Source organism: Polynucleobacter sp. HIN11 (genome assembly GCF_030297675.1).
Taxonomy (GTDB): Bacteria; Pseudomonadota; Gammaproteobacteria; order Burkholderiales; family Burkholderiaceae; genus Polynucleobacter.
On sequence record NZ_AP028142.1, the window covers coordinates 658623 to 680792 of the forward strand.

The 22170-nt window shown below is 45.9% G+C and carries 22 protein-coding genes; 17 read left to right on the top strand and 5 right to left on the bottom strand.

Annotated features, from left to right (window positions below; genetic code table 11):
* The first annotated feature begins 2 nt into the window (after positions 1 to 2).
* The 5 genes from QUE60_RS03495 to QUE60_RS03515 all read left to right on the top strand — a co-directional run bounded on the left by QUE60_RS03495 (position 3) and on the right by QUE60_RS03515 (position 4262).
* A complete protein-coding gene (locus QUE60_RS03495) occupies positions 3 to 1085 on the top strand; it encodes a hemin-degrading factor (protein ID WP_286227292.1) in 1083 nt (360 codons plus the stop codon).
* The gene (locus QUE60_RS03500) at positions 1082 to 1984 is read left to right on the top strand and encodes a heme/hemin ABC transporter substrate-binding protein (RefSeq protein WP_286227293.1); all 903 of its coding nucleotides are present in this window, start codon (positions 1082 to 1084) and stop codon (positions 1982 to 1984) included. The genes QUE60_RS03495 and QUE60_RS03500 overlap by 4 nt, the downstream gene beginning before the upstream one ends.
* Positions 1981 to 3024: a FecCD family ABC transporter permease gene (locus QUE60_RS03505; protein ID WP_286227294.1), complete on the top strand. Its 1044-nt coding sequence runs from the start codon at positions 1981 to 1983 to the stop codon at positions 3022 to 3024. The genes QUE60_RS03500 and QUE60_RS03505 overlap by 4 nt, the downstream gene beginning before the upstream one ends.
* Position 3025: 1 nt before the next feature.
* Positions 3026 to 3802: an ATP-binding cassette domain-containing protein gene (locus QUE60_RS03510; protein WP_286227295.1), complete on the top strand. Its 777-nt coding sequence runs from the start codon at positions 3026 to 3028 to the stop codon at positions 3800 to 3802.
* A gap of 67 nt (positions 3803 to 3869) precedes the next feature.
* On the top strand, positions 3870 to 4262 hold the full coding sequence (locus QUE60_RS03515) for a VOC family protein (RefSeq protein ID WP_286227296.1): 393 nt from the start codon (positions 3870 to 3872) through the stop codon (positions 4260 to 4262).
* Positions 4263 to 4272: 10 nt separating this feature from the next.
* On the opposite strand, the gene QUE60_RS03520 is transcribed toward QUE60_RS03515, so the two are convergent.
* Positions 4273 to 4821 carry a GNAT family N-acetyltransferase gene (locus tag QUE60_RS03520; RefSeq protein WP_286227297.1) on the bottom strand — a complete coding sequence of 183 codons (549 nt, stop codon included), beginning with the start codon at positions 4819 to 4821 and terminating at the stop codon, positions 4273 to 4275.
* 396 nt (positions 4822 to 5217) lie between these two features.
* Between QUE60_RS03520 and QUE60_RS03525 the strand changes: the two genes are divergently transcribed.
* The 12 genes from QUE60_RS03525 to QUE60_RS03580 all read left to right on the top strand — a co-directional run bounded on the left by QUE60_RS03525 (position 5218) and on the right by QUE60_RS03580 (position 18032).
* A complete protein-coding gene (locus tag QUE60_RS03525) occupies positions 5218 to 6915 on the top strand; it encodes a cation:proton antiporter domain-containing protein (protein ID WP_286227298.1) in 1698 nt (565 codons plus the stop codon).
* 42 nt (positions 6916 to 6957) lie between these two features.
* Positions 6958 to 8058 (top strand): DUF3300 domain-containing protein, encoded by a 1101-nt coding sequence (locus tag QUE60_RS03530; RefSeq protein ID WP_286227299.1) that lies wholly within the window; start codon positions 6958 to 6960, stop codon positions 8056 to 8058.
* Between the two features lie 35 nt (positions 8059 to 8093).
* A complete protein-coding gene (locus tag QUE60_RS03535) occupies positions 8094 to 8450 on the top strand; it encodes a Rap1a/Tai family immunity protein (protein ID WP_286227300.1) in 357 nt (118 codons plus the stop codon).
* A gap of 97 nt (positions 8451 to 8547) precedes the next feature.
* Positions 8548 to 8739, top strand: coding sequence for a hypothetical protein (locus QUE60_RS03540; protein ID WP_286224502.1), 192 nt, complete (start codon positions 8548 to 8550; stop codon positions 8737 to 8739).
* 61 nt (positions 8740 to 8800) lie between these two features.
* Positions 8801 to 9682, top strand: a complete 882-nt coding sequence (locus tag QUE60_RS03545) for a DMT family transporter (RefSeq protein ID WP_286227301.1) — start codon at positions 8801 to 8803, stop codon at positions 9680 to 9682.
* Between the two features lie 270 nt (positions 9683 to 9952).
* The gene (locus tag QUE60_RS03550) at positions 9953 to 10234 is read left to right on the top strand and encodes an HU family DNA-binding protein (RefSeq protein WP_108508243.1); all 282 of its coding nucleotides are present in this window, start codon (positions 9953 to 9955) and stop codon (positions 10232 to 10234) included.
* Between the two features lie 114 nt (positions 10235 to 10348).
* On the top strand, positions 10349 to 10729 hold the full coding sequence (locus QUE60_RS03555) for a hypothetical protein (RefSeq protein WP_286227302.1): 381 nt from the start codon (positions 10349 to 10351) through the stop codon (positions 10727 to 10729).
* A gap of 60 nt (positions 10730 to 10789) precedes the next feature.
* Positions 10790 to 12082 carry a TolC family protein gene (locus QUE60_RS03560; RefSeq protein ID WP_286227303.1) on the top strand — a complete coding sequence of 431 codons (1293 nt, stop codon included), beginning with the start codon at positions 10790 to 10792 and terminating at the stop codon, positions 12080 to 12082.
* 8 nt (positions 12083 to 12090) lie between these two features.
* The gene (locus QUE60_RS03565; RefSeq protein ID WP_286227304.1) at positions 12091 to 13326 is read left to right on the top strand and encodes an efflux RND transporter periplasmic adaptor subunit; all 1236 of its coding nucleotides are present in this window, start codon (positions 12091 to 12093) and stop codon (positions 13324 to 13326) included.
* 9 nt (positions 13327 to 13335) lie between these two features.
* Entirely contained in the window at positions 13336 to 16407 is a 3072-nt protein-coding gene (locus QUE60_RS03570) for an efflux RND transporter permease subunit (RefSeq protein WP_286227479.1), read from the top strand.
* A gap of 22 nt (positions 16408 to 16429) precedes the next feature.
* The gene (locus QUE60_RS03575) at positions 16430 to 17755 is read left to right on the top strand and encodes an FAD/NAD(P)-binding protein (protein WP_286227305.1); all 1326 of its coding nucleotides are present in this window, start codon (positions 16430 to 16432) and stop codon (positions 17753 to 17755) included.
* A gap of 31 nt (positions 17756 to 17786) precedes the next feature.
* Positions 17787 to 18032, top strand: a complete 246-nt coding sequence (locus QUE60_RS03580; RefSeq protein WP_286227306.1) for a hypothetical protein — start codon at positions 17787 to 17789, stop codon at positions 18030 to 18032.
* Between the two features lie 2 nt (positions 18033 to 18034).
* Here the strand turns inward: QUE60_RS03580 and QUE60_RS03585 are convergent, their stop codons facing one another.
* From QUE60_RS03585 to QUE60_RS03600, 4 genes are read right to left on the bottom strand one after another with little or no spacing between them, the layout of a single operon-like run.
* Entirely contained in the window at positions 18035 to 19288 is a 1254-nt protein-coding gene (locus QUE60_RS03585) for a patatin-like phospholipase family protein (RefSeq protein WP_286227307.1), read from the bottom strand.
* Positions 19289 to 19345: 57 nt separating this feature from the next.
* Positions 19346 to 20728, bottom strand: a complete 1383-nt coding sequence (locus QUE60_RS03590) for an efflux transporter outer membrane subunit (RefSeq protein WP_286227308.1) — start codon at positions 20726 to 20728, stop codon at positions 19346 to 19348.
* 15 nt (positions 20729 to 20743) lie between these two features.
* Positions 20744 to 21700, bottom strand: coding sequence for an HlyD family secretion protein (locus tag QUE60_RS03595; RefSeq protein WP_286227309.1), 957 nt, complete (start codon positions 21698 to 21700; stop codon positions 20744 to 20746).
* Positions 21700 to 22092: a DUF3302 domain-containing protein gene (locus tag QUE60_RS03600; protein ID WP_286227310.1), complete on the bottom strand. Its 393-nt coding sequence runs from the start codon at positions 22090 to 22092 to the stop codon at positions 21700 to 21702. The genes QUE60_RS03595 and QUE60_RS03600 overlap by 1 nt, the downstream gene beginning before the upstream one ends.
* Positions 22093 to 22170: the final 78 nt, after the last annotated feature.

The window sequence follows — 22170 nt, forward strand, 5'->3', positions numbered from 1 at the left end:
TTATGAAACCGACAATTCATCGTATTCGTCAATCGTTTATCACCTTGCGTAAAGAGAGGCGCTTACGGCATCGAGAAATTGCTGCGATGCTTACTATTTCTGAGGGAGAGTTGATTGCCGCTCACGTTGGACTTGGTGCTACGGTAGCTAAAGGCTTAAGAGCAATTCGTCTGGATGCCAATTGGCCTGCGCTGATAGCCTCGATTGAGTCGATTGGGGAGATCATGGCTCTCACCCGTAACGAAGCCTGCGTCCATGAAAAAACTGGTAAATACCATCAGGTGAGTCAAGAGGGGTCGGTAGGTCTGGTCGTGGGTGAGATTGACTTGCGGATCTTTTATCAACATTGGTTTGCTGGATTTGCAGTTACTGAAAGTAGTTCTCATGGAGAGCAGCGTAGCTTGCAATTCTTTGATGCCCAGGGACAGGCGATTCATAAGGTGCATCTGAAGCCACAGAGCGATGTATCGGCTTTTGATGGAATCGTTTCATTATTTGCAGTCGCCCAACAAGAGCCTGGTCTTGAGGTATCAAAGCTCAAGGTAAAGCCAACCCCCATCCCCGATGCAGAGATCGATCGTCCCGGATTTTGGCAGGCATGGAGAGATCTTAAGGATACCCATGATTTTTATCCGCTCTTAAGAAAATACACACTCACACGTACTCAGGCACTTCGTTTAGCAGAGCCTGAGTTTGTTCGGGAGCTTTCTAAGGACTGCCTGCGATCGATGTTACAGCTCGCAGCTCAGACCCAAACCCCCATCATGGTTTTTGTCGGCAATCCCGGAATGATTCAGATACATTCGGGACCCATTGATCAGATTATTGAACAAGGGTCTTGGATCAATGTGATGGATCCCCGTTTTAACTTGCATGTTCGTCAGGATCTGATTGAGCATGCCTGGATTGTTCGAAAACCAACTGTTGACGGCACTGTTACTTCTATTGAGTTTTTTGATCAGAGCGGCGAGGCCATTGCAATGTTTTTCGGAGAGCGTAAGCCTGGTAAAGCTGAACTTACATCCTGGCGAGATCTGGTAACCGAGATTGAGGGTGAATATAGATTGGTGGAGGTTTGTCAATGAGTGATCTTAGTCATACTGGACGTCGTCGTGTACTGTGCGCAATGGCAGCCATCCCCATGGTATGGCTTGGGAAGCGAGCTTTGGCAGAGCGAGCTCAAGCAACCCCAAGTCGTCAACGTCTGATTTGTATTGGATCAGCAGTTACAGAAATTGTGTATGCATTAAATGCTAGTAATTTGATTGTGGGAGTTGATACGACCTCGATTTATCCGGATGCCGCACGCACGTTACCTAGTGTTGGCTATTCAAGAACCTTATCGGCAGAGGGTGTTTTATCGTTATCCCCAACCCAAATCTTATGCACCGAGGATGCTGGACCTGCAGTGGTACTCCGACAGATTCAAGATGCCGGGATTCAGATACGGCGCTTGCCTGCCCATCACACATTTACCGGAATCTGCGATCGGGTGATTGCGATTGGTCAAGTGATTCATCAACAAACTCGAGCCGATCAATTGAAGCTACAGTTGCAGCAGGGGTGGGCTCGTATCGAAGATGAGATGAAATCTCAACCCTTTCCAAGCGCAGCCCCTCGTGTGCTCTACATTCATTCAATGAACCCATCCCAAGTAATGGTCTCTGGCCAAGAAACCAATGCCAATGCCATGATTCGTTACGCTGGTCTACGAAATGCGCTCGATGGTTTTAAAGGGTACAAACCGCTAACTCCAGAAGCCGTGATTGTGGCTAATCCTGATTTGATCCTGGTCACAGATCAAGGACTGCAAGCGATTGGCGGGCGAGCTCAGCTTGCGCGCCTACCCGGTATGGAAAGAACGAAAGCGATTCTTAGTCAGAAGATTATTTCAATGGATGCTGTTTATTTACTAGGGTTTGGTCCACGAATGCCTGAGGCAGTCTTAGCGCTGCATCGTCATGCACGCACCTTATTAGGATGAGACAGGTCGTCAGTCCTCTTGAGTTCTCAGCCTGGGGCGTAAGGCTTGGGTTAATTCTTGTTGGGTTAATTGCTTTTCTTATCGCAGTGAACTTCGGTGCCGTGGATATTCAAAGCGCTGATTGGTTACACCTATTTAGTCAGCAGAATGGTTATGAGGGTCCCAGTTATGTACTTTGGACCATTCGGATCCCACGTGTCTTATTAGCCATTACGGTTGGTGCTGCTCTAGGCATTGCAGGCGCTCTCGCACAAAGCTTATTTCGTAATCCCTTAGCTGAACCTGGTTTATTGGGAGTTTCTGCGGGTGCCAGTTGCAGTGTGGCAATTGGGATTGTGATGTTGGATGGCTATCGCTTTATCCCCACAGAAGAGTTACGGATCTGGGTCATCCCGTTTTTTGCATTCTTGGGTGCTATAGCGGTTTGTTTCTGCCTTGATTACGTCGCCCGTGTTGTATCTCCGGGATCGATTGCTGGTCTCCTATTAACCGGCATTGCATTGAATGCCTTAGCAGGCGCAGTGATTGGTTTGTGTACCTATTTAGCCAACGATGAGCAATTACGTAGCTTTACCTTTTGGACCCTTGGGTCTCTTGCAAGCGCACGCTGGATGATGATAGGGGTGCTGGTTGGAGCGCTATTTATTGGATGGATCTGGATTCGAACACTTTTACAAGATCTCAATGGCTTGACATTAGGTGAGAACATTGCCAATCATCTCGGCATAAACGTTTCACTCCTACGAACCAAGGTCATCGTTTTGGTTGCTACTCTTTCTGGATTAGCTGTTGCATGGTGCGGAATGATTGGCTTTATTGGTTTAATGGCACCCAACCTTGTGCGTATTTGCTTGGGGTCTGATCAAAAGAGGGTAGTTCCCTATTCTGCAGGAGTGGGTGCCATTCTTCTCTTGATTGCCGACACGATTGCCAGAACCGTTGCAATCCCCGTAGAGGTGCCTGTCGGTATTTTTACTGCCCTGTTAGGCGGCCCATTATTTTTGCTCTTATTGCGGCAATACCGATCAAGGCTTGATTAACATGGAATTGCAATTACAGCACGCTTGCCTACAGCTTGGAAAAAAACTCTTTGGGCCATTTGATTTCACAATCAAGCCAGGTGAGCGGATTGCGATCCTGGGTAAAAGCGGTGCCGGTAAGTCAACGATTATTCGACTGATTGCGCGAGAGTATCAAATCAAAAGCGGCTCAATTTTGTTGAATGGCACTTCGATTGATCAGTATTCATCGGCGCAACTAAGTCGGATACGAGGGGTCTTGCCTCAGAACACTCAGATTGCCTTTGGGCTGATGACTGATCTTGTGATTGAGCTAGGGCGAGTGAGCGCCATTAATAAGATCAACCAAGAAACGATCGTTATGCATGCAGCCAAGATGGCCTGCGCAGAGCATCTTTTGGGGCGTGCATTTAATACTCTGTCTGGCGGTGAGCAAGCACGAATTCATCTGGCACGCGTTTTTGCTCAGCTATGGGATGTACGCGATGGTCTGATTTTGGTCGATGAGCCAGTGGCAGCACTAGACCCGGGGCTGCAGTATCAATTGCTGGATACGATTGACCGTTTTGCGAGAGAAAGAAACCACGCGGTGCTAGCAGTTTTGCATGATATTAATCATGCCCTTGATTTTGATCGATTGCTTCTAGTAGAGCAGGGGTGCATTATTTTGGATTATCTAGCTGATCATCATGCTCTAGGTGATCTAGAGCGTTTATATGAAATTCAGTTAGAGCACCTACGCGATAGTCAGAGTAGGAGTGTGCTGATTCAGGTTCGCACATCCGGTATTTACTCATAATCAAACACTTTAATTTATTTGTTGAATGTCATATGATCCATTCATTAGCAACTGTCATGGAGGGGACATGATTGATCATCTGGATCATTTGGTTTTGACTACAGCACACGAGAAACAGTGCATTGATTTCTATACCCGTGTTCTTGGTATGACACTCGAGTCATTTATTGGGGGAACGCCACCGGTTGAGCGCAAAGCATTCAAGTTCGGCCAACAAAAGATCAATCTTCACATCAAGGGTAAAGAATTTGAGCCTAAGGCGGATCTTCCAACACCCGGCTCGTTAGATTTATGTTTTATTGCCGACCGTCCCTTGAAAGAGGTGATTGAGCAATTGGATGCTAAAAATTGGCCCATTATCGAGGGACCTGTGGTTCGCACTGGCGCAACGAAAAAAATCAATTCAGTCTATGTGCGCGATCCTGACCAAAATCTAATCGAGATTAGCGAGCTACTTTAGGGGCCTGCTTTCAGATCGCTTTTGGGTTCTTAAGTCGATCTTGAACAAAGTAATACCAATTGGCTTGACGCTGCCAATACTCTTTTAATAATGAACGCCAGTTTGCTTTGGGTAGACGCATTTGTCCCTCGACATCGCCATAGATATTCCTCGATTGCAAGCCATGCTTGTCGCATAAATGTCGGATCGCTTGATTTTCCATCACGCAATGCATGTAGAGAGTGCGATATCCACGGTTTTGGGCCCAAGTGATTGCTTCACTAAGTAGCTGATCGGCAATTCCTTGTCGACGAAACTCTTTTTTCACAATCACCCCAAATTCAACTGCCTCATTGAGACAGGCAATATGAATCACGCCTGCCCAATGACCATCATGATGAGCAACCAGAAAATGATGATTCGCTTTGTCTTGTTTAAATTTACGGATGAGGCGATTGATGCCCTCAGCGCTTAAGCTAATCCCAAAGTAACTTCTCAGTGTCTGTGGATCTAAAGTTTTCAGCCACGATCCATACCGACTGATTTGGGTATCCGGCAGAAAGTGGGTAAAGATCGTCATGTTAGGACCCCATGGGGTAACTTTTTCGGTTTCTTGCGATGTAAGCTAAGCGAGCCTCAGACCAAGCTTCAACGATACTTTTCAGGTATTTCATTAGGTTTTTCATACTCTATCCTCTTGTAAAGGTTTGATTTAAATGGGAATTAACTCTTTTTAAGGGTTAACCCTTAGTAAACTATACGCTCTTTTTAAGATTGCTGCATGACAGCAAAAAAGAGGAATCCAAGCCCATTTCCTAAGAAGCCAAAGGTTTGGCCATGGTTCATTAGATAAGTTCATCACTTGGTCTGTAAATGCAGAACAAATCACAATTTGGGTTTTTTAGTGCGGGGCAGCGCAAAATCAAAACTGATACCATCGAATGGTTCAATTCATTGCAAATAACAAGACCGATCTATGCCGCATGACGTTACCCTAATTGCTATCCTGGCTGGAGGATTCGGACTCGCTCTTATTTTTGGGCTTGCGGTTTCTTATCTGAAGATGCCACCGTTATTAGGCTATCTAATTGCAGGCGTGGTCATTGGTCCGGCAACACCAGGCTTTGTTGCGGACATTGGCTTGTCGACTCAGCTTGCAGAAATTGGTGTGATGTTGCTGATGTTTGGGGTCGGACTTCACTTCTCAATTAATGATCTGCTGGCTGTCAAAAAAATTGCGGTTCCTGGTGCGCTATTCCAAATGGCAGTCGCCACTGCGCTTGGCTACTTAGTAGCGCATTACTGGGGCTGGTCATTCATTGGTTCCATCATTTTTGGCTTAAGTCTATCGGTTGCTAGTACCGTTGTTTTGCTACGAGCCCTCGAGTCAAAAGGTCTTTTAGAAACCGTCAATGGGCAGATTGCAGTTGGGTGGTTGGTGGTTGAGGACTTGATGATGGTTCTAGCCCTGGTGTTAGTGCCAGTGATGGCTGAGATTTATGGCAATGATGGATCGGCTGCACACTCGACTAGCCCCAGTGAATTGCTAAGCTTAGTCGGAATAACTTTGGCGAAGGTCACTGCATTTATTGTTTTGATGTTGGTCGTGGGTAAACGCTTGCTTCCTAGAATGTTGTGGATCGTAGCCAAGAGTGGTTCACGTGAACTCTTCACGCTAGCGGTGATTGCTGCAGCAATCGGGATTGCTTTCCTAGCAGCAGAACTATTTGATGTCTCATTTGCTCTGGGCGCCTTCTTTGCCGGCATGATGCTCGGTGAGTCTGAGCTCAGTAAGCGAGCAGCCGATGAGTCATTGCCACTTCGCGATGCTTTTGCAGTCTTGTTCTTTGTATCCGTCGGCATGCTTTTTAACCCCGAGATCATCTGGCAAGAGCCCATCAAATTACTGATTGTGATTGCCATCATCATGGTTGGTAAAACATTAGCCGCAATTTTGTTGGTATTGCTATTCAAGTACCCCTTGGGTACCGCCTTGACGGTTGGCGTAAGTTTGGCGCAGATTGGGGAGTTCTCATTCATTCTCGCTGGCATGGGCCTTGCCATGAATCTAATTCCGAATGAGGCATACAGCTTGATCTTGGCAGGGGCAATTTTGTCGATTGCCTTTAACTCCTTCTTATTTAATGGGATCGAACCAGCCTTGGTATGGGCTCGAAAGCGCTCACACCTGGCGCGTAAGCTGGATGAGCGATTAGATCCACTGTCGTTATTGCCAACCACCGTTAATGAATCGCTCTTGCATAAGCAAGTGGTAATTGTTGGTTACGGTCGCGTTGGCAAGAAAGTCTTTGAGAACCTCAAAGCGCAAAACATTAATTGTGTGATTGCTGAGAAGGAGCGTGGCACCGTTGAGGAGTTACGTAAGCAAAATATTCCGGCGGTGACTGGTGATGCGTCCGATCCCTTTGTTTTGATCCAGGCACATATTGCTCGTGCGGCAATCTTGGTCATTGCAACGAAAGATTCGATTGATATTAGCAAGATGGTGGAGACTGCCCGAACCCTTAATCCCGAAGTCAGAATCTTTATACGAGCGCGAAGCTCTGAAGAGATCGAGCTCTATGAGAAAGAGGGCTGGGGCAAATCCTTTACTCCTGAGGATGAATTAGCAGCCCGCTTAGCCAGTGAGGTCATCGCGGAGATGGCAAAATAATCTATTTGCTTTGTACTGTAAATAATGGACCACAAAACCATGATGGCTAAATCCAAAAAGCCCATTTGCATTGCAGTAAGCATTGCGGCGACTTTATTGCTCGGTGCTTGTGCTGGAGGTCAGTCCAGTAACGATTTTGGCAACTCAGCGACAGTAAGCGCGAGCCCTCAAATGCTTTCGAATGCGCAGTTAGAGTCTTTAGTTTCTCCGATTGCCTTGTATCCTGATTCATTGCTATCCATTATGTTGTTGGCTTCAACCTACCCGCTTGAAGTTGCTGAAGCCTATAACTGGCGCTCGAGTAATGCGAGTTTGCAGGGTAGTGCGCTTACGAATGCACTCAATGCCCAATCGTGGAACGATAGCGTCAAATCATTGATTTCATTTCCTCAGGCGTTAACCATGATGGGTAAGCAGTTGCAGTGGACACAGAATCTTGGAAATGCATACAAGTTACAGCCGGCAGATACGATGAAAGCCGTACAAACACTGCGTAAGAAAGCACAAACCGCCGGTACATTAAAAAGTAATGCCCAAATGACTGTGAGCACTGATGCCAGCGGGAACATTATTATTGCTCCGCCCAACACGCAAATTGTGTATGTGCCGACCTATAACCCAACCCAGGTTTATGGTCCATGGCCTTATCCCGACTACCCGCCATATCCCGCTTACGACCCAGCCTGGGGTGCAATGTCATTTGGTGTAGGTTTAGCGGTCGGGGGAGCCTTATGGGCAACGCCGGCTTGGTCAAGTGGCACGATTAATGTGAACAATAATGAGCAGCGTCCGAACCGAGGTTTAATTGGCCCAAGCAGTATTGCTAATCAGCAACGTCTCTTGAACGATTGGAAAAATAACGCCACTCCACAAGAGCGACAAGATGTGCGCAATGCCGCGCAGCGCGCCGATAGTGCATTTGAGAAAAATGCTACAGCCCAAGAGAAGGCTCAAGCCAGCCGTCTTGATCAAGAAGGGCGCTCTGCGATTGCAGCGGATCGAGCAAACCCTAATGCAACTCGGGAAGCCGCCCAAGAAAATGCAATGCGAGAACAGGCGCGCTTTGATGAAAATCGGGATCGCTTCGGAGGCTTCCGTGGTGGGGGCTTTGGGGGCGGTCGCATGGGTGGATTTAGACGCTAATCATGCTAACAATCAAAATACGATCAATGAAAACAATGAAAATACTTTTTGGATTGGCATTTAGTTATTTGGCAATCATTCCGACGATCGGTTATGGGCAAGCAAAACCGTATGATGCGTCGACTGCTGCCATGGTAGAACTCTGCAAAGCGCGAAACGATATTGACGCTGAGAACTTTTGCTTTGGATTTGGTGAGGGGGTTTATCAGGCTTATTTAGTGAGTCGCCCAGCGGGCTCAAAGCCCAATATCTGTTTTGCATCTAGCAAGCATACGCGCGAGCAAGTACTAGAGGATTTTCTGAGATGGAATCAGCAAAATCCTCAATTTAATCAAGAGCAGGCTGCCAAAACCCTGGTCCGCTTTTTTAAACAACGCTACCCTTGTAAATAGTAGCTAATTTAGGCAATCGTTATACAATCGTTTTGAGTTGCGCCGACTCTCTTTGCTGAAAGGAAAAAACATGCTCCAGATACTTATTAATGATTCAATGAGTACCACAGACAAGATTATGAAAATCGCCGGTTTTATTGGTATGGTGGTCAGTATTACCGTTGCGTTTTACTTGATTTTCTCCGCTAGCGCGCCAGACTCTAAAACCGCTGTTTTTATTTTCTCCCTGGGCTCAGGTCTTGCCCTTGGTTATTTGTCATTTGCGATTAAACAAAAATCCCGAAATTAATTAAATAGATTCATTTCTTCATGGCTCCATTGCGGAGCCATTTTATTTTCAAGAGCGCTCTATGAAAAATGAAACCAAAGGCATGTTGATTGGTTTCATTGGTATTTTTATATTTAGCCTGACCCTACCAGTTACCAAAATAACCGTTGAGGTTCTCAATCCCTATTTTTTGTGCTTTGCGCGCGCATTACTGGCTGGAACTTTGGCGGGAGCCTATCTTGTCTACACCAAAGCCCCCATCCCAGATGCTAAACAAATTCGGCAATTCGCGATTGTGGCGCTTGGCGTAGTCTTTATTTTCCCCTTATTTATTAATATCGCGATGACCGCGGGTGAAGCCTCTCATGCCGGGGTTATTTTGGGGATCATGCCACTGGCTACGGTTGTTGCGGGAGTATTACTTTTTCAAGAACGACCGTCCTTGGGCTTTTGGATTAGCGCTTTAACAGGCTGCTTATTAGTCTGCACCTACGCATATTTAAATAGTGAAGGGGGGTTTCGGTATACCGATCTCTTGCTATTCATTGCTTGTGCGGCCAATGGGATTGCTTATGCGATTGGTGGTAACTTATCGCGCACGATGAATGCTAAACAAGTGATTTCATGGACCTTGGTTCTCTCATTGCCGATCAACTTAATTGGAAGTATCTTCACTTTCCAAGAGTCTTACTTGATAGCTAGTCCCAGTATTTGGATTGGTTTTTTTTACCTAGGGATCTTTTCAATGTTTATTGGATTCTTCTTTTGGTATGGCGGTATGGCGATTGGCGGCATCTCACGCGTGAGCCAGGTGCAATTGTTGCAACCTTTTTGTACATTATTGGCGTCTGCTATTCTGGTCTCCGAGCCCATTACATTCATCAACATCATATTCGCCGGTCTGGTAATTATGACAGTTATTATCGGGCGCAAGATGTTGGTGCGTCGAGGGCCGGCTGTCTAATTGAATTGACGGTTAGATGGATTCAGATTGTGAAATTAACCGCAGAATCAAGCCAGTAAAGGGTCTGATGGTGGTCAAGATCCCAAAAAAATGCGGGATTATCCCTAGAGTAATCCCCTTGTGTTCACTGAATCTGTGTAGCAAACTCTAATCGTTATCAGTTGCAAATAACTCGGTAATTGGTAATGCATATTTAGGAGACTTCTATTTTGGGCTGCTGATGCAGTCCATTTTTGTAAAGTTTATTAATTGTTTGTTTAAAGGAAGAATATGAATAAAGCTGAACTCGTAGAAAAAATTGCTGATGATGCTGAACTTTCAAAAGCTAGCGCAGAGCGTGCTCTGAACTCTGCGATTGAAAATATTATCAAAGCAGTAACAAAAGGTGACTCCGTTCAGTTAGTTGGTTTTGGAACTTTTAGTCAAGGTAAGCGCTCAGCACGCACTGGCCGCAATCCAAAGACTGGTGAAGCAATTAAGATTGCTGCATCAAAGACCGCAAAGTTCTCTGCTGGTAAGGCGTTCAAAGACGCTGTCAACAAGCGTAAGTAATTCCCACTCGGGTATTGCCAAAACGCCGCCCACAAGGCGGCTTTTTTGTTGCCCTGCAACATGAATACCACGGTAAATTTTTGTAATTTAAGCCCAATGAGCTAGAATCCACCCATGCTTGAGCTCATCAGCAAAAAATTGATTCACTGCTTTGTAATTGCATCCATTGTCTTTGGATGCTCCGTCCAGGCAGCGACTCCTTCCTTTCAGGAAGATCTCGATGATTTTGAAGAGATTCACCATGTAGCTGACGGCAATTCCATAGCACCCATTTTTGAGCCGCTTGTAATACTTTGGCAAAACGAAGATCTTGCACAAACAGTTACCTCAGCGCATGGGGTAACTGATGATTTTGAAAAACATACTGTTCAAGTAAATGCAGTTACTTGCATCGATTTTTTAAAATATGCACTCTATGCTGTTCAAGCAGAATTTTTTGAGCAACACCTTTTAGGATTTCATCAAGCCCGAGCACCGCCGCCCCTGATTGGATGATGTTTTTCAGGGGTAGAGCTTATCTCTACATCAACTTAACCCTTGCTCGGGGATCATTACTTGTTTTTTGTTAGATCGTTTTTTTATTTACTCATCGTATGCTCGTCGATTGGGCAGGCTGTTGCGCAAACTCCTCCCAGAGAAATGGATTTGCGGCAGTTGTGGTCGGAGTTAAAGTTAAATAACCCACAGTTAACTGCTCTACGAGAGAGCTATTTATCAGCGAAGGCAACTGTTCCACAAATCGCAGCGCCTGCTAATCCACAATTAGGACTTGTGTGGTCGGGTATGCCACCAAACTCGCCCCTTGGACTTGGTGGGGCTAATGCAAATGGAATAAGTAGTAATAATTCAATATCTTTTGCGCAACCATTTCAGTTTCCTGGCAAGAAAAGCCTTGCATCGGAGATCGCGGATACCTCAGCAGAGTCTCTATTGGCACAGAGCGAATCGAACTATCTTCAGCTTGGCGCTCAACTTTCCACCTTGTATTACAACGCCCTATCTGCTCAAAAGCAGTTACAGGTATCCAGAGAAACAGTGACGCGCTTTGAGTTAATCAAAAATGTGTCACGTTCTCGATATGCAAATAATTCTGCGGCTTATGTTGAATTTCTAAATGCTCAAGTTGCTCAGAGCGCTGCATTAGTGGAGCAATTTAATTTAGAGAAACAGTTGCAACTGTCCTATCGAAGTATCAATCAGCTAATTGGCCGTGACCCCAGAGAAAAAATTGCTCTATCCGGTAATGTTCAGCAGGCAATTCGCTCAGTACCAACCTTAATTGAGTTGGAAAACTATGCAGAAACAAGCCATCCACTATTACGCAGTTCACAACTCGATGTAGATGCGGCCCGCAAGGGTGTAAGCCTCGCTAAGAAAGCATATTTACCTGATTTCCAGATAATCGGCTCTTCGTATACCCCACGAGGACCCTTTGCTTCCAATAATGGCGCACTTTTTTATCAATTTGAATTCGATATCGTCATCCCCCTGTACTTTTTTATGAAAGAGAAGTATGGGGTAGAGCAAGCTGTCCGCAAACAGGCTGCAGTAGAGGCTACTAATGTTGCCAATCGTCAACAAATTATCTTGGGTGTTGCAAATGCCTACACAGTATTTGACCAAACCAAGAATCGAGTGCAATTTATACGAGATAGCCAATTACCCCAAGCGGATGCAGCCTATAAAGTAGCCTTGACTCAGTATTCGAATAATGGACAGGGGTTTAATGATTTACTAACCGCTCAAAATCAGCTCCGAGTGATCCAAAATCAACTCACGATTGCTGAAAGTGATCTTTTGCAAGCCCATGCCGTATTGATGGTTGCTGCAGGGCGGGAGCCATTTTAGGAATTCTCATGAAACATCATTTCAATCCAAAATTGATTCAATTGATCGAGGGGTTCAGCCATCATCTCCGGTCGCGACTAAAAGTCTTATCCGATGCGTATTGGCAACTTTCTCCAGAAAAGCGTTATCGAATTCGATTAACTGCATTTGCATTTGGTATTTTGATGCTCGGTTTTATAGCCGGTCGATTAACGACCGTACATCGAGTGATTAAAACCGAGCGCCAAGAGAAGGAGATTGTGATTGATAAATCGGGGATGATTTCCCTGTCGATGCCCGGAGTGAGTCTAAATCCTGAAATTTATCAGTTTGAAAAAGTAAATTCTCAAACCGTTCCTCAGGAAATTAAAGTACCTGGGCGACTGGTATTTAATGCAGAGAGAGGTAAAGTGCTAAGTGCGCGTGTACCTGGTAGGGTTGAGCGCATTTTTACTTTTGAGGGCGCTGCAATTGATGTTGGAAGTCCGATTATTGAACTTTATAGCCCAGAGTTTAATTCTGCTCAGCAAGAGTTTTTGTTGACTTATCAAACCGTCAAAATTCTCAGTGAATCTAATTCACTCACAAATTTACTCGCTGATGCAAAGATTACCCAAGAGGCTGCAGCTAATCGATTACGTAATTTAGGGTACGCGGAGGCGGATATTAAGTCCTTGGAAAAATTCGGTAAATCGACTCCGAATCTGCTCATGCGCTCCCCGCTCAAAGGGGTAGTTGTGCGACGCAATGTTGAGCCAGGCGCTATTGTTAGTGGCGGGGACCCCTTGATGTTTCTAGCGGATCCCAAGGCTCTATGGTTCACTGGAAATATTTTTGAACAGGATGCGCGCTTGATCGAGCGTGGCCAGCGTATACGAATTCACTTGGAATCCTATCCAGACCGCGAAATTATCGCTAAAGTGAATTACGTATCGCCTACCGTAGACTCTCAGTCACGCGGAATTCTAATTCGAGCTAATATTGAAAATGCGGACGGTAGTCTGCGTCCTGATATGTATGCCAATGGCAAATTACAGACTGGCACAACGCAAGCGATTGTAGTACCCCAAACTGCCATCGTTCGAGACAAAGAGGCTTTGTACGCATTTGTTCGAACATCCTCTGAGAACTATCGTCGCATTATGGTCAAAGGCTTTGATTTTGATGGTAAGCGTTTTGCAATTACAGAGGGTATTGAGCCGAACACAGAGGTGTTGGTAAAGGGCGCAGTACTCCTAAATGAACGATTTACGAAGCAGGAGTAGCGCGTGAGTTTGATCAGTTCATTTGTGCGCGGCGTTATTCACAAGCGCATTATCGTTTTAGCGTGTTGCGGACTGTTGCTAATCCTTGGAGTGCTGGCTTTGCGAGCGTTACCAATTCAGCCATATCCTGGAGTGGCCCCATTAACCATTCAGGCCATCTCTCAATGGCCTGGACGTGGCACTACCGAAGTGGAGCAGCAAATTACTATTCCGGTCGAAAATGCCTTAGCCGGAATCCCTGGTGTTCAAACTTTTCGCTCGGTATCCCTTTTTGGTTTATCCGTAGTGACGCTCAAGTTCAATAATCAAGCTGATCCTTTTAAGGCTCGACAAACATTTATTGCGAATCTATCGAAGGTTGATTTCCCCCAGGGTGTTATATCGAGCATTAGTCCTGATTCTGATGCAACGGGCGAAATTATGCGTTATCAAGTCGTTTCCGAGCATGCTGATTCAACGCGACGAAAAACACTGCAAAACTATGAGATTTATAAGGAGTTAAAACAAACTTCGGGTGTTGCAGAGGTTACTTCGTTTGGCGGCAAGGTTAGACAATATCAAGTTGTTATCCTTCCAGAAAAAATGCAGGCAAAGGGGGTGACACTTTCTCAACTAATTAGTGCGTTATCAACCTCTAATGCCAATACAGGTGGGGGTCTTTTGCCCAGCGGTGAGCAACAATTTGTTGTTCGCGGTGTTGGATTACTAAAGAACATCCAGGATATAAAGCAGGTTGTTGTTGCCACCAATAATGGTATTCCAATTCGGATTGGCGATATTGCTGAAGTGAAAATCAGCCATGCGCCACGCCTGGGAGTCTTTCAGTTTGATGACAAACCCGACGAGGTGGAGGGAATCATCTTTTTGCGACGTGGAGAAAATGCGACTGAAGTATTAGCCCGAGTGCGCGAGAAAATTCATCATATTAATAGTCACGTGCTGCCTCCAGGAATCGAAATCAAACCATTTTATGATCGGCAAAATCTTCTAGATATTACGGTTGGAACCGTTAAGCACACGTTATTTTTCGGCATTTCCCTGGTTTTGGTTGTGCTCTATGTATTTCTTGGTAATTTTCGTGCAGCAGCTGTTGTAGCCGCCGTTATCCCACTCGCTTTATGTTTTTCATTCATCCAGATGGATCTCTTTAATGTTCCTGCAAACCTCATTTCCCTTGGTGCGATTGACTTCGGCGTAATTGTGGATGCGGCAGTGATTGTTACTGAAAATGTCATGAGGCATCTGGAGGATGGAAAAAAGCGCTTAAATCAAAGTATTGTTGTGGCTATCAGTGAAGTGCAGCGCGCCATGATTTATTCTGTATGTATCATTATTGTGGCGTACTCACCATTGTTTTTAATGGGCGGCGTAGAAGGAATTATTTTTAAGCCGATGGCATTCACGATGGGCTTTGCCTTAATTGCTGCCATGATTTTGAGCCTAACCTTCTTGCCTGCGATCATGTCGCTCATTTTTGGTGAGAACTTTCATCATCAGCCGCCACGATTTATTACATCGTTATTAACCTGGTATAGGCCTCTATTACGACGTTGGATGGATAAGCCTCGAACCATCGCAGCTGTATCGGTATTTATTCTTGGACTTGCATTATTAAGTACGACGCGCTTGGGTACTGCATTTTTACCAACGCTTGAAGAAAACAATATATGGTTACGGGTAACACTTCCGAATACAGTCGATTTGGATTATTCGGTAAAAATTAGTAATGAGCTTAGAGAGCTTTTCCGTAAGCAGCCAGAAATTGAGAAAGTTGCCGTTCAAATTGGTCGTCCAGATGACGGAACGGACCCAACCGGTGTATTCAATCAAGAGTATGGCTTGTATCTGAAGTCGCCCGATAAGATGCCGAGTGGTAGCAGTAAAAAACTATTAATTGCCAATCTTGAGGAAGAGCTTAAGAGAATTCCAGGATTAACCTATAGCTTTTCTCAATATATTCAAGACAACGTTAATGAGGCGCTCTCAGGCGTTAAGGGCGAAAATTCGATTAAGATTTACGGCCCCGATCTTGAAGTTTTGGACGAAAAAGCACAGGAGGTTTTAAAGCTTCTCAAAAAAGTTCGTGGAATTGCAGATGAAGGCATTTTGAAAGAACTTGGTCAGCCCACTCTGAACATCGAAATTGATCGTGAGCGAGCAGCACGCTACAACATTGAGATGGATGAGATACAAACATTGGTGGCCAACGCAATTGGCGGAACTCCAATTACTCAACTTTTAGAAGATGAGAAAAGTTTTGGAATTGCTATTCGTCTTCAGGAGGATCATCGTAATGACATTTCTGATATTGCAGCTCTTTTAATTGATGTCCCCGGAGGCGGTCGAATTCCCTTATCGATGGTTGCTAAGGTGAAAGTAGGCGATGGACCATTCTTTATCTATCGTGAGTACGGCAAACGTTATATCGCAATTAAATTCAGTGTTCGTGATCGGGATTTAGGTAGTGCGGTAGAGGATGCAAAATTTCTAGTTGAAAAATCATTAAATTTGCCACCAAATTATTCGATTGCGTGGGATGGGCAATTTAATCAAATGAAGGAAGCGCAACGTCGCTTATTAATTATTGTTCCTCTTGCGTTACTCGCAATTTTCTTTCTGTTACTCAGTGTTTTTGGTAATCTTCGTGATGCAGGGATCGTCCTCATTAATGTTCCATTCGCGGCAATCGGCGGCATTATTGCCTTGCATCTAGCGGGTGAGACCTTAAGTATTTCGGCCTTATTTGGTTTTTTATCATTATTTGGAATTTCTGTATTGGATGGCGTTATTTTGATCTCCTTTATTAATAAGGTTAGCGCCGAGGATGAATCTCAAATGAAGGATGCGATGGTGGAGGGTGCAAGTCTACGAGTACGCCCGGTTCTAATGACTGCCTTACTATCTGGATTGGGCTTGTTACCAGCAGCCTTGTCGCATGCAATTGGTTCAGAAGCTCAAAGACCATTAGCACTCGTGATTGTCGGTGGCATGATTACTGCCACGATCTTGACTTTGTTTGTTTTACCAGTCTTTTATGCATGGTTACGGTCCCGGAAAGCAAGTAATCTCTATACTGTATAAAACAATTGATAGAGTATAGAAAGTGGCAATTAGGGATTTACTGATCATCGGCGATGGTTTCGCTGCAGCCATCGCCTTGATTCATTTACTGCGTCAAGGATTTGATGCGCAATCGATTAAGATTCTTGGTAAGCATTTTCCTGGACGGGGTAATGCATATGGTTGTACAAGCCCAGCGTTTCGGTTAAATGTCCGAGAAGATCTCCCAATCATTTTTTCCGAAGACCCGCTACATTTTGCTAGGTGGGCAAAAGAGCACATCAAGGACCCCCAAGCCAAAACAAGCGCAGGTTACTTCTATCGCCGAAGTGATTTCGGCACTTACATGAATCAATTGGTTAATGACCAACTTAACGGTAGAGCCCTCAATCATATCGAGGGTGAGGCAGAGCGCATTATTGGATCCGATGGTCAGTGGCGGGTGGAGCTCAAGGCTGATGAGTATATCGATGCAAAGGCAATTATTCTGGCAACTGGTAATGCCACGCCGATTTGGCCATGTCCAGTTCAGATTGAGCAAAGCTCAAGTCAGATCACTCTTACTGAGAACCCATGGCCAGGTGATTACCTTCATCATATACCCGCAAACGATCATGTCCTTTTACTCGGGGGCGGTTTAACAGCGCTTGATGCAATTAACGGCCTCGTAGAGCAGGGCCATCGAGGAAAAGTTTCAGTGATTTCTCCTCGAGCACTTTTTCCCCCATCTCAGGCACCATGGACCCGAATCAAGCAACCGCAATGGCCTAATCCGATGACTCCGGCCCGCTTAGTACGCTTTATGCGCCACTATCTTCCCAATACGCCAACCGATCAATCGGAATGGCAATGTGCTTGGGAAGAATTACGACCCGATCTCAATCGTATTTGGCAGAAATTCAATGCCCATCAGCGCAGAATCTTGATGAAACGTTTTGGTTGGCTCTGGAATCTTTATCGCTTTCGGGCTTCACCGCAAACCATTGCAGCTTACCAACAATTGCGTGATCAGCAACAAATTGAGTTTCGATGTGGACGCGCCAAGGAGATTGCTGTTCGCAATGGGGTGATTCGTGTGACACTTCACCATGGCGAATTGGTATACGGCCACCATTTAATTAATTGCACTGGAATAGCACGCGACCGATTACTTGATCAACTCATTCGTGACGACATTGCATGCCCTGATGCACTCAGGAGTTCGATCGCAATCGATCCACTACTCGCCGTTCTTGATCCAAAAGGCAAGGCCCATCAAAGCCTTTGGATGATTGGACCAGCAACTATGGGCAGTTTAGGGGACGTGATTGCGGCAAGCGCAATTGCCAAGCAAGCCGAGCAACTTGCTAAAGCAATCCGATTAAACTAGATGTCAAGTTCATCTGTTCGATAACACGATTATGAAACGATTCCCTAAACACTCCCAGTGGAAACTTATCATTTTGGCCTCCTTCATAACGTTACAGGGTTGCGCTGCCGTCTTTACGGATGCATCGGACTCTAATCACGTCACCTTTTTGAATAGCGCAGATGAGTCGCTCCCACAGCTCACCGAGAAAGCGAATGCCTACTGCCAACAGTACGGCAAGAAAGCGGTATATCGCAAGGGCGACAATTTGCTAGTCGCCGTATTTGACTGCCGCTAAGCTTACTTTGTTTTCTTGGGAGTCGGTTTAGTATTCAAAAGCTCAGGCTGCATCGTCGTGTCTTCCTCGATTGATTTACGATAGCCCGGCGGGTACTTGCTCCAGTCATAGCCTTTACGGGCTCTCTGGTAACCATAGTCATAAAGCGCCTGCATGTATTTGGTATCAAATTCATCAACATGCGGGAAAGTAAAGTCTGAGCCGATATAAGCCAAATTAAACCCTACCCGATCATCCTGAGTAATGTTGTAAATCCGATACAAGTCACCGATCCCTTGCGACTGAATCAATTGTGAAATCGCACGTCCTGCAATGCTCAGGGTGCGGCGTTCCGTTTGTTGCCAATCAACATCCAAACGAGCGTTCCGAATGATGTAGGCCTGACGGTTAGTTATGCGTTTTACACCAATTTCCTTCGCACGGTTTGCTGCTGCCCCTGGATAGAGAAAAACCTGAGTGGTTGCACCACCATCGACATGCATTTCTTGAAACTCTTTTCCGTCGATCATGAAATCGAACATGACAGGAGGAAAGGCTGCCGGAATCGAGGCCGATGCTAACAAGATCTTGCGAAAGAGCTCTAGAGATTCAGGGGTGCCGATGCTCGCGATTTGTCCCATATTCCAAATCACCGGTGTGCCAGCATCAATATTGGTGGTACCGATTAAAAGCCAGCGACCGCGGTTGTTGTACTCGTGCGCCACTTTTTTCAAAAAGTCAGCAGTGACATGCTTGGATATCAACTGAAACAAAGGGGAGGTATCGGCTAAACCATCACCAAAGAACCCAGATAAAAAGCCGCGCGACTTAAAAATATCACTGGGCTTAACCTTGGTATAGACCTCGGTGAGAACAGGATCATAGTCTTTGCCTAAGTAGGCAAAAGGTGCAATGAGTGCCCCAGTACTAATTCCAGTTACCAGATTGAACTCAGGACGCGTGCCTTGCTCAGTCCAACCAACTAAAAGGCCCGCACCAAATGCTCCATTATCACCACCACCCGATAACGATAAATAGTTACTTTTGCCATCTAGAGCCTTTTTGTTCAAGCGCTGATTGAGTCGATTGACATCGTCAACAAAGCTGTTAATTCCGGCAGATGTAGCGATTAAATAGCGTGAGCTTTGCATGCCGGCAATTTGTGCGCGGGTCAAATCTGAGGCCGGTACAGCGGCTTTGCGCTCTAAGGTACTGCAGGCGCTAAGCGCTAAGGTGCTAAGAATGAAAACGGTGTAACGGATGAGTAGTGTGCGCATGGTTGGTTTGATCTATAAAAAATGAATAAGGAATTCAGAGGAAAAGGGGCTTAGAACTTAAGGAGTAGGGGAGCCACCCAAAGCAAGGTATAGATTGACTCGCTGGGTTAGGGCATCGACTTGCCCCTGACGGAAATTGATTTCAGTGGTGTTCGTTTTGATCTTCTGCTGCTGAATCTGACGTTGATCAATTCGACCGATCACAAACTCTTGTTCGGTATTTCGTAGGATTTGTTTTTGCTGCTTTAATTGAGTTTGAAGAGCAATGGTACGCTCGCGCCAAGTCATTTCACCATTAAGGGCATTTTCAACATCCCCAAACGCATTCAGAACGACTTTTCCATAGTTGGCTAATGCTGCTTGTGCCTCAGCATTCTGATAGGCAATTTGCGCTTCAATCGCACCGCCCTGAAAGAGGGGCATCATGACATTTGCCCCAACACCCAAACTGCTACTTGGACCACTGACTAAACTAAAAACTTGGCTATTGATGTAGCCAAATCCAGCTGTCAAGCTAATCTTGGGAAGACGCGCCATACGTTTCTCAGCAGCGGCATAGAAGGCGCTATTGACGCGCGCTTCGGCGGCCACAATATCGGGGCGGCGCTCCAAAATATCGGCTGGAATACCCGGCGCAACTGGGGGCGGTAAGGCAGGAAGCTCGGTGCTCTTGAGTAGTTTGGCATGGGGATAACGCCCCACCAAAATTTCAACAGCACGCAGAGCCTGGTCGCGTGCCTGTTTGGCAATAAGCTCTGCCTCTTTACTTTGAGCAGCGCTTGCTTTTGCTATTGCTACCTCAGACTTCGATGAGGCGCCAATGTCCTCCCGTATGGCAGTGAGCTCGGCATAGCGTGCCGCAGCACCAGCATTCTCCTCGGCAAGGCGTGCTTGATCTTGTAATCCTCTGGCAAGCCAAACCGTTTTAGTCAAAGTTCCCACCAGCGAGAGTTGGGCCGCCTCTTGTTCTGCATTCAGAGCACGCGCATTCTCACGCGCTCCGGCGACTTGATTGCGTACTCGACCCCAGAGGTCTAGTTCCCAATTGGCACCAATGTAATAGCCGGTTAAGCCAGTGCCACTTGATCCAACGCGACCACCCGTATTACCTACCACCCCTAAGCTTGGGTATTGCGCACCACCTGCCGCATCAATCAAAGCCTGAGCCTGCAAGCGCCGTGCAGCCATCACCCGAATGTCGGGATGATTTTGCAGTGCCTCGGCTACTAACTCATTAAGCTCTGGATCATTAAATTGTGCTAGCCATGCCTTATCGAGCGCTGGCCCACTTACGCTTGGGGTGCTAAATTGATTAGGGATGGCGACCTTGGGTAAGGACTGCTCACGTAGCGCCTGACCTGTTAATGGATCCTGAATTGCGCATGCGCTGAGGCCTAACACTAGAGCACTGCTAATGCTTGTAATAACTCGAGTGCGCATCGGACCAACTATCATTTAGTGCAACTTTGGAATGATGTAATTGAGTTTAGTTCCAACCCTCAACATCACCTTACGAATAATATGTAAGAAGGCCAAATGATTGGTATAGACCGCACCTTCGCCAACTGCGCCAGCAGGAAGTAGGGGATAGTTCTTAGCCTCATCTAGAGATAACTTAACGGCAAAGCGATTGGCTGTAATGTCTCTCAGGCCAATCGTAGGCAGATTGCCGCTCACATTCAGCTGACCTTGACCCTCGGCATAAATGATGGACTCCACTTTGGCCTTGAGGATTTCCCCAGGAAGACTCGGAATAAAAAACTCTGCTTCATTTCCAGGCTCGATCTGATGCAACTCATTTTGTTTAAAGAGGGCATAAATTTGTGGGGTGTCCTCCATAAAGGTCATTACTGAAGAGATCGGGAAGGCTGCTACATAAGCGCCTGGTCGCAGTTGCACGTTCACAATGATGCCATCAGAAGGAGCACGCATCACCGTTTGCTCAAGATCATATTGAGCATGCTTAAACTGCTCTTGAAGATCGAGTAAATCTGCCTCTGCCTTCTCGAGATCAAAACGATTGCCGGCACCCGCCGCAACCAAGCGCTGGTTTTCTGAGACCCGAAGTTTGGCTAGATCTAGTTTTGCTTTGGTTGAATTCACCTGGGCTTGGTATTGGGTTGCATCAATCTTAAACAGCACATCCCCCTGTTTGACACGTTGATTAATATGCACAGGAACTTCGATTACGCGGCCTTTCACCTGACTCACAATCCCTACGCTATTACGAACAACGATCACATCCCCAGAGGATGGGGCAAAGACGTTGAGCAACAAAATCATCGTAATCATGCCAACTACTGGAATGGTCACCACAATGACCTTGGCCGATGTGGTCCAAGGTAAGAGTTTGAACTTAAAAAAGATTAGCCAAACAATCGTGGCATAAATGGCAAGTAGTAATGCTTCCATTATGAGTTACTCGACTCAGGCTTGGATTTGGTATCAGTCTCGTTAATCGGCGAGTACCGATCGGTACCATAAGCGAGCTTATACATGGTCGGACGCGTGTAGGCCCATAAGTATGCGAAGGGCCAGAGAAGACCTCCAAAGAATAAGGAAAGAACACATAGCGCATGAATGGCATCGCGTTGCGGATGCTGACGTCGCTTTGCAACTGTATCGGGCCAGATATGAACAAACCAAAAGAGCGCGATTAGCGCAATTGGCAACACAATAATCACAACCCAGGAAACAATATTCGCAAACCCATCAATTAAATGAGCCGGCATAAATGAAGCGTGGGCGGGTAGGGGTAGGAGTAATGCAACCATCATCGCAAAAAGGAGGGCACGACTATTCATTGGCAATTCCTTAAGTTGGCATGAATTGGGCATGGCAAATCATACATTCCCAATAGTATTCTCGGTAGTTTGGGGTAT